The 7,494-nt window shown below is 41.2% G+C and carries 9 protein-coding genes, 1 rRNA gene and 2 pseudogenes; 5 read left to right on the top strand and 7 right to left on the bottom strand.

Going from position 1 to position 7,494, the window contains the following annotated elements:
- The 6 genes from A3CS_RS0110595 to A3CS_RS1000000112500 form a co-directional block, all read right to left on the bottom strand.
- Nucleotides 1-125 (bottom strand): 16S ribosomal RNA (locus A3CS_RS0110595); the annotation flags it as partial.
- A gap of 334 nt (nt 126-459) precedes the next feature.
- Complete coding sequence (gene hemG, locus A3CS_RS0110590; RefSeq protein WP_019518477.1) at nt 460-972, bottom strand: menaquinone-dependent protoporphyrinogen IX dehydrogenase; 513 nt, start codon at nt 970-972, stop codon at nt 460-462.
- Nucleotides 972-2,435, bottom strand: a complete 1,464-nt coding sequence (locus tag A3CS_RS0110585) for a TrkH family potassium uptake protein (RefSeq protein ID WP_005588097.1) — start codon at nt 2,433-2,435, stop codon at nt 972-974. The genes hemG and A3CS_RS0110585 overlap by 1 nt, the downstream gene beginning before the upstream one ends.
- 18 nt (nt 2,436-2,453) lie before the next feature.
- Entirely contained in the window at nt 2,454-2,669 is a 216-nt protein-coding gene (locus tag A3CS_RS1000000112510) for a DUF1949 domain-containing protein (RefSeq protein WP_005545493.1), read from the bottom strand.
- Between the two features lie 30 nt (nt 2,670-2,699).
- Nucleotides 2,700-2,870: a YigZ family protein gene (locus A3CS_RS1000000112505; RefSeq protein ID WP_308219520.1), complete on the bottom strand. Its 171-nt coding sequence runs from the start codon at nt 2,868-2,870 to the stop codon at nt 2,700-2,702.
- Nucleotides 2,816-2,971: a hypothetical protein gene (locus A3CS_RS1000000112500; protein ID WP_012820878.1), complete on the bottom strand. Its 156-nt coding sequence runs from the start codon at nt 2,969-2,971 to the stop codon at nt 2,816-2,818. Before A3CS_RS1000000112500 ends, A3CS_RS1000000112505 begins: the two co-directional genes overlap by 55 nt.
- Nucleotides 2,972-3,058: 87 nt before the next feature.
- Between A3CS_RS1000000112500 and tusA the strand changes: the two genes are divergently transcribed.
- The 5 genes and pseudogenes from tusA to A3CS_RS0110550 all read left to right on the top strand — a co-directional run bounded on the left by tusA (nt 3,059) and on the right by A3CS_RS0110550 (nt 6,953).
- Nucleotides 3,059-3,304 carry a sulfurtransferase TusA gene (gene tusA, locus A3CS_RS0110565; protein ID WP_005575711.1) on the top strand — a complete coding sequence of 82 codons (246 nt, stop codon included), beginning with the start codon at nt 3,059-3,061 and terminating at the stop codon, nt 3,302-3,304.
- Between the two features lie 39 nt (nt 3,305-3,343).
- Nucleotides 3,344-3,573: pseudogene (locus A3CS_RS1000000111795) on the top strand (accessory factor UbiK family protein).
- A 50-nt stretch (nt 3,574-3,623) separates the two neighbouring features.
- Complete coding sequence (nadR, locus tag A3CS_RS0110560; protein ID WP_005545495.1) at nt 3,624-4,895, top strand: multifunctional transcriptional regulator/nicotinamide-nucleotide adenylyltransferase/ribosylnicotinamide kinase NadR; 1,272 nt, start codon at nt 3,624-3,626, stop codon at nt 4,893-4,895.
- A 15-nt stretch (nt 4,896-4,910) separates the two neighbouring features.
- Nucleotides 4,911-5,594, top strand: coding sequence for a metallophosphoesterase family protein (locus tag A3CS_RS0110555; RefSeq protein ID WP_005545496.1), 684 nt, complete (start codon nt 4,911-4,913; stop codon nt 5,592-5,594).
- Nucleotides 5,595-5,723: 129 nt separating this feature from the next.
- Complete coding sequence (locus A3CS_RS0110550) at nt 5,724-6,953, top strand: aromatic amino acid transport family protein (RefSeq protein ID WP_005545497.1); 1,230 nt, start codon at nt 5,724-5,726, stop codon at nt 6,951-6,953.
- A gap of 355 nt (nt 6,954-7,308) precedes the next feature.
- On the opposite strand, the pseudogene A3CS_RS1000000111790 reads toward A3CS_RS0110550, so the two are convergent.
- Nucleotides 7,309-7,494: pseudogene (locus A3CS_RS1000000111790) on the bottom strand (transposase); the annotation flags it as partial.

The following is a 7,494-nucleotide window of genomic DNA, read 5'->3' as shown; positions in this document are numbered from 1 at the left end:
AAGCATTACTCACCCGTCCGCCACTCGTCAGCATAAGTACAAGTACTTACCTGCTACCGTCCGACTTGCATGTGTTAAGCCTGCCGCCAGCGTTCAATCTGAGCCATGATCAAACTCTTCAATTCAAAAAGCTTAATCCCTCAATAGCTGACTTAATTAATCTATTATAATAATATAAATAAACGAATCTTCCGGCACCTATTAAGTTCAATCTTAAAATTATCTAAAACGAATCTATAAGTGCCCACACAGTTTGTATGATTGATTGTTAAAGAACATTTGCATTAAGCAAGGTCGCAAATTATAGATGAAGATCTTATTTGCCGTCAAGAAAATATTTTGTTTATTTTCCTTTAGTTACTGCCCTTGCAGTGCGGATGCGTATTATAGGGATCTCTATGATAGGATCAAGCGGATTTTTACATTTTTTGTCGATAGCTTAGAAAAAATACAACTTACTTATTTCAACTGCAAAAACGCTTCTGAAAACGACCGCACTTTTTGCCAATCCGTATATTCGATTTCTTTTGTAAGATCCGTTTCTCCGCCTGTGATACGCATAATAAGTTGGATCATCATGCGATCGAAGAAACCATAGCGCGGATAAAGCAATGCACCGGCAAACACCGCGGAGATCGTCGGTTGCCAAGTGATACGTTGCAAAAATTTACGCACATAAACATTCGTTGCAGGCGTTGCCTTGTCGGCTTTTCGCGCCGTCAGGTTCACGCCAAAAAAGGCGGTGGTCTTTTGATTCAAAAGTGCGGTGTGTTTTTCCAGCGTTTTATAAAGCTGTTTATTGAAATGTCCGTAGCGGATCGAAGCTCCGATAATAATGCGCTCGTAATCGGCAAAATTCACTTCTGCGTTAATCGATTTCACCTCCACATTGGCGGTGATTAGTTCGGCAATATAGTCGGCTATTTTCTTGGTCTGTCCATTATGAGTTGAATATAAAATAAGTGTTTTCATTAGGATTTCCAAAACGCAGGAGTGAATAATACTAATAAGGAGAAAATTTCCAAACGACCGCAAACCATGGCTAAGGTCAGGATCCATTTTGCGCTATCAGGGATGCCAACAAAATTGCTGCTAACCGTCCCCAGTGCCGGTCCGACATTATTTAAGCAGGCAATAACGGCATTAAAGGCATCAAAAGTTTCTACGCCACAACTAATGACACCCAGCAGACAAATTACAAAAACCAGTAAATAGGCGGAAAAAAAAGCCCAAATACTTTGTATAACCCGTTCGTCCAACACCCTTTTGCCTAATTTAATCGGGTACACTAAATTGGGATGGATTAGCCGTTTGAGTTCACGCTTAGCCTGTAAATAAAGCACCAAAACACGAACCACTTTGAGACCGCCACCGGTGGATCCTGCACAGCCGCCTATACAAGAAGCAAATAGCAGGAGGATCGGCAAGAATAGTGGCCATTGTTCAAAACTGGAGGTAGTGTAGCCCGCCGTGGTTGAAATGGAAACTGATTGAAATAGCGCTTGTTCAAGGTTTTGGAAGGTTTCATCAAAATGATGATTTGCCAATAACATGGCAAAGCAAATCAATACTAAAGAAAACTGAATCAGCATAAAGAAGCGAAATTCCGGATCGCGAAAATAGCTAAGGAAAATATTTCGTTTACCTAATTGCGAAAAAGCATTGAAATGCAACACGTAGTTACAGGCGGAAATCAATAAAAAGACAACAGTGATGATATTAACCGTCGAACTGGCAAAATACGCCATACTTCTATCGTGAGTGGAAAAACCGCCGATAGACACGGTGGAAAAACTATGGCTAATGGCATCAAAAGGCGACATTCCCGCAAGCCAATAAGAAAAAGCGCAAAGCAGGGTTAATGAAGCATAAATGATCCATAATGTCTTAGCGGTTTCGGTGATACGCGGGCGCATTTTATTCTCTTTTAACGGACCGGAAATTTCCGCTCGGTAAAGCGACATTCCACCGATCCCAAACAATGGGATAATCGCCACTGCTAACACGATGATCCCCATGCCGCCGAGCCATTGCAATAACTGGCGATAAAATAAAATCGCTTTTGGCAAGTTGTCTAAACCGACAATAGTGGTCGCGCCTGTCGTAGTTAAACCGGAGAAGGATTCAAAAAATGCGGAAGAAACGGTTAAATAGGGGTCCTCAAATAACATAAAAGGAATTGCCCCAAGGCTCCCCATAACCACCCAAAAGGCAACAACAATCAGAAATCCTTCTCGCGAGCGCAATTCTTCCTTATGGTGATGACAAGCCCACCATAGGATTACGCCGGCAATGGCGCTCATTACAAAGGATTGGATGAAAGCTTTACCACCACCGTCGCCATATAATAATGCAACAAATGCCGGCAGCAGCATGGTACAGGAAAAGCACATCACTAAAATGCCGACGATGCGTAAGATGGATAAAAAATGCACTAAAAAATCTCTCTATAATTAATTTTTAATTTCGTTTAAAACCAGTTGCCCGGCAGAGCGTTCCGTCAATGCTTGTTGGAAACGCGCTAATTTATCAGGTCGAATTGCCAAACGCAAAGTAATATCCACCTGAAAACCCTGTGCTTGGATCAAAATAGCACATTGTTCGCACAGCGTTTGTAACTCATTAATTTGGGTGTAATCACAGCACACGGCGTAATGTAAATACGCCACTTTGCTTTCAGTTTCCAGTAATTTTAACGCCTATTGAACGCCACCGCTATAAGCGCGTACCGATCCGCCTGTACCCAACAAAACACCGCCATAATAGCGCACCACCACGGCACTGATTTCGCCCACACCACTGCCCTGCAACGCGGCTAACATCGGCCTGCCCGCCGTGCCGCTCGGTTTGCCGTCATCAGAAAACCGAATTGATGCGAATCGTTGAGTTGACCGGCGACCGTAGCAAAATAGTTCTTTTTAATTTCTTCGCTAAAATCCACCGCACTTTTAGGAATTTGATATTCAATCATACGTTTAACGCATTTAAGGAATTTTGCTGATTTTGTATCATATTTTATTGTATTATACCCCGGAATTTTTCGTAATAAATAACAAAAATGGATAATATAAAAATCACCCAAACACTTGATACCGTTGGTCTGCGTTGTCCCGAACCGGTCATGTTAATACGCAAACAAATTCGCCATTTACAAGAAGGCGATGTACTTTTGATGCTGGCGGATGATCCCGCAACTACCCGTGATATTCCGAGTTTCTGCCAATTTATGGATCATACTTTGCTACATAGCGAAACAACTCAGATCCCCTATCGTTACTGGGTTAAAAAAGGGAAATCAGTTTAAACAGACAAAAACTGAAGCATCTATGCTAAATCCAAAAAAATAGAGCATGTTATACAACAAATTCAAGACAGCCTTCCTAAAGACATTAAAGACTTAGGGATGGATGTGGAAGACAAAATTAAACAGGTTTTACAAACCAATTATCCAAACCGGATATTGTATCCCGCGAAAAATTTGATTTACAAATACAAGTGTTAATACGTATTCGTGAAAAATTAAGCGAACTTGAAAAACGCGTGGAAGAGCTCTCTGCGGCAAAAACAACATAAATTTCGACCGCTCTTTTGCTTAACGCGTCGATTAAAATGAGGAAATAGGTATGTCAGCATTCCAATATTTACAAGAAAAACGTAAAAAATTGAATCTCAAAGTAAATGATGTTTGCCAAAGAGCGAATATTACCCGTGCTTATTTCAATCAATTAGTCAGCGGAAAAATTAAAAGCCCGAGTGCGACAAAACTGACTGCGCTACATCGCGTGCTACAAATTGATGCGCCGAATAATAAAAAAGTCGGTGTGATTTTCGGTAAATTTTATCCGGTTCACACCGGGCATATTAATATGATCTATGAAGCCTTCAGTAAAGTGGATGAAGTGCATGTGATTGTTTGTAGCGATACGGAACGGGATTTAAAACTGTTTTACGACAGTAAAATGAAGCGTATGCCCACCGTACAAGATCGTTTGCGTTGGATGCAACAGATCTTTAAATATCAGAAAAATCAAATTTTTATCCACCACTTAATCGAGGACGGCTTACCAAATTACCCGAACGGCTGGCAAGCGTGGGCTGAACGGGTTAAAGACTTATTTAAAGAAAAAGGATTTACGCCAAGTATCGTCTTCAGTAGCGAAATTCAAGACAAAGCTCCTTATGAAAAATATCTCAATTTGGACGTATCTTTAGTCGATCCCGAACGCGTATTTTTTAATGTGTCCGCTACAAAAATTCGTAACGAACCATTCCATTATTGGAAGTTTATCCCAAAAGAAGTACGTCCGTTTTTCGCAAAAACCATTGCCATCTTAGGTGGTGAGAGCAGCGGTAAAACCGTATTGGTGAACAAATTGGCAACGGTCTTCAACACCACTTCCGCTTGGGAATACGGGCGCGAATTCGTATTTGAAAAACTGGGCGGTGACGAACAGGCCATGCAATATTCCGATTATCCTCAAATGGCGTTAGGACATCAACGTTACATCGATTATGCTGTGCGACACGCCCACAAAGTCGCCATTATTGATACGGATTTCATCACCACACAGGCATTTTGTATTCAATACGAAGGCAAAGCACACCCGTTTTTGGATTCCATGATTAAAGAATATCCTTTTGATGTCACCATTTTGTTAAACAATAACACGCAATGGGTTGATGACGGTTTGCGTAGCCTGGGCAATCAAAAACAGCGACAACGTTTCCAACAGTTACTCAAAAAATTGTTAGATAAATACAATGTCCCATACATTGAAATTGAATCGCCAAGTTATTTGGAGCGCTATAATCGGGTAAAAGAAATTGTGGAAAAAATCCTCAATGAAGAAGAACTGCCTGAATTAAGCAGCGATCACGGCAATTCTATTTTTTAATTTCAGGCGGTAACTATGCTTTTATTTGCAGGCGACCCGCACGGGAGTTTTGATCATCTTTACCCTTTTCTGAAAGAACGCCGGGATGTGGCGCTCATCATCCTGGGCGATTTACAACTCACCAATCCCGAACCTTTAGAAAAATTGGCGCAATACGCGGATATTTGGTTTATTCACGGCAATCACGACAGCAAAACCGTGGCAGCATTTGAGTCCATTTGGGGGACAGAATGGAAAACGCGCAATTTACATGGACGCGTGCAACAAATTCAGAATAAAAGAATTGCCGGTTTGGGCGGGGTATTTCGCGGACAAATCTGGATGCCGCCAAATAAGCCGTTATTTTTTGATCCGATCCACTATTGCCAATATTGCCCACAGGAAAAAATCTGGCGTGGCGGAGTGCCTTTGCGTCACCGCACGTCGATCTTTCCTTCCGATATTGAAATTTTCGAGCAACAACAAGCCGATATTTTAATTTGCCATGAAGCGCCGAAACCACACCCTTCCGGCTTTGATGTGATCAATCAACTGGCAAAAAAATTAGGTGTAACACAAATCTATCATGGACATCACCACGAAAATTTTGATTACCGCACCTTACCTCAACAGAATTACCAAATTATCAACGTGGGATTTCGTAGCTTATGTGATGAAGCGGGAAATTATCTTTATATCGGCGTTGATAACAGAGAATAATAAAATTCACTTTCCATTTAAAAAACGCTCTCAAAAAAGACCGCACTTTATAACAAAATCGGCGCATTAGCACTTAATCTCCGACGACTTTATGCGATAATACCAGCCTACTTTATTTAGGATTAATGTATGTTATTAAAAAATAAAACCTTCGGCAGCGCCTTAATTATCGCCGGAACCGCCATTGGTGCCGGAATGCTCGCCATGCCGTTAACCTCCGCCGGCATGGGATTCGCCTTTACCGCGGCACTTCTCATCGGACTTTGGTTACTCCTTGCTTACAGTGGACTACTTTTCGTTGAAGTTTATCAAACTGCCAAACGCAAAGATGATGGCGTAGCAACCTTGGCGGAAAAATATTTCGGTATTCCCGGACGTATTATTTCAACACTCTCACTTTTCATTTTGTTATATGCATTATCAGCCGCCTACATGGCCGGTGGTGGTACTTTACTTGCAAACGCCCTGCCGAAAGATTTCTTAGGTTCCGCCGATATTACATTAAAAATTTCTATTTTAATTTTCACCTTTATTTTAGGTGCTTTCGTAGTTATCGGTACCAAGGGCGTAGACAATATTACACGTGTATTATTTTCAGGTAAAATCATCGCCTTTATTCTCGTACTTGCCATAATGTTACCGAAGGTCATCGGCGAGAATTTAACGGCGATGCCTTTGGAATATACCCTCATTCTCTCCGCAGGCCCGATTTTCTTTACCTCATTTGGCTTTCATGTAGTGATGGGCAGCATCAATAATTACCTGGAAGGCGATGTGAAACGTTTCCGTTCCGCCATTATTATCGGCACCGCTATTCCACTCATGGCCTATTTATTGTGGCAACTCGCCACGCACGGCATATTAAGCCAAAATGAATTTGTCGCCGTACTCAAAGATGATCCGACATTAAGCGGCTTGATTAACGCCACTAAAACTCTACGAGACACTACCTTGCTAAGCCAAGTTTTACCGATATTCTACTCATTTGCGCTCATCACCTCATTTTTAGGGGTCGCACTCGGTTTATTTGAAGGGCTAAACGATTTATTCAAACGCACTAAAATGCCGGCAAACCGTGTAAGTTTGACCATCGCGACATTCACTCCGCCGTTAATTTTCGCTTTGTTCTACCCAAACGGGTTCCTCTCTGCACTCAGCTACGCCGGACTATTATGTGCTTTTTATTGCTTAATCCTACCTATTGGTCTGGCATGGCGCACAAGAAAGCAATACCAAGATCTCCCTTACCGCGTTGCCGGCGGAAACCTCATGTTAGTCGTCACATTAATTATCGGCATCATCATTATCATCATCCCATTCCTCACCGAAGCCGGCATCTTGCCGAGGGTTGTTAGCTAGAAGCGGAAAAGCTGATTGTAGTTTAATCTGAACCTAAGTTGAACATAGAAAAACTAATCAAGGTGTAGATTTTTTTATAATTAAATAGGTGAAAAATATCGTATATCAATCTTATCATAAGGAAAGTAAACAAATACAAACAGTTAAATCTCATAAACAAACTATAATAATCTTTGTTTACTTACTGCCGAACTAACAGTTAGTTCAGGTAAAATTACACCCTGTACAAAAAAATCATAAAATAACAATCCGCACGTAAAACGTGCAGTTTTTAGGCTACTCTATAAAGACCTAGTACTTCACATGCCCTTCAAAGGGCATATGAAAACCAACAACCGTGAAATAACTCTATGACCTACCCCTTAAAGGGGTCCACATATCCTTTCTTCGATAAATTATCCTGAATCATGTCTTCCTTTTCCTGATTCCTTATATACTCCTACACTGTCTTTGTATTTAGCCCTACCGTGCTTACATAATAGCCTTTCGACCAAAAATGTCGGTTACCATAGTTGTATTTTAGGTTTGCGTGCCTTTCAAA

Origin of the sequence: Aggregatibacter actinomycetemcomitans DSM 8324 (genome assembly GCF_000372365.1) — a bacterium.
In the GTDB taxonomy this organism is placed as follows: domain Bacteria; phylum Pseudomonadota; class Gammaproteobacteria; order Enterobacterales; family Pasteurellaceae; genus Aggregatibacter; species Aggregatibacter actinomycetemcomitans.
Note: the sequence above shows the minus strand (reverse complement) of the source record. Positions and strands in the feature narration are given on the sequence as shown.

What these genes read in the sequence shown, in the direction of transcription:
- hemG (WP_019518477.1), bottom strand. Translation starts at nt 972, where the DNA reads ATGAAAACACTTATTTTATATTCAACTCATAATGGACAGACCAAGAAA.
- A3CS_RS1000000112500 (WP_012820878.1), bottom strand. Translation starts at nt 2,971, where the DNA reads ATGATTGAATATCAAATTCCTAAAAGTGCGGTGGATTTTAGCGAAGAA.
- tusA (WP_005575711.1), top strand. Translation starts at nt 3,059, where the DNA reads ATGGATAATATAAAAATCACCCAAACACTTGATACCGTTGGTCTGCGT.
- nadR (WP_005545495.1), top strand. Translation starts at nt 3,624, where the DNA reads ATGTCAGCATTCCAATATTTACAAGAAAAACGTAAAAAATTGAATCTC.
- A3CS_RS0110555 (WP_005545496.1), top strand. Translation starts at nt 4,911, where the DNA reads ATGCTTTTATTTGCAGGCGACCCGCACGGGAGTTTTGATCATCTTTAC.
- A3CS_RS0110550 (WP_005545497.1), top strand. Translation starts at nt 5,724, where the DNA reads ATGTTATTAAAAAATAAAACCTTCGGCAGCGCCTTAATTATCGCCGGA.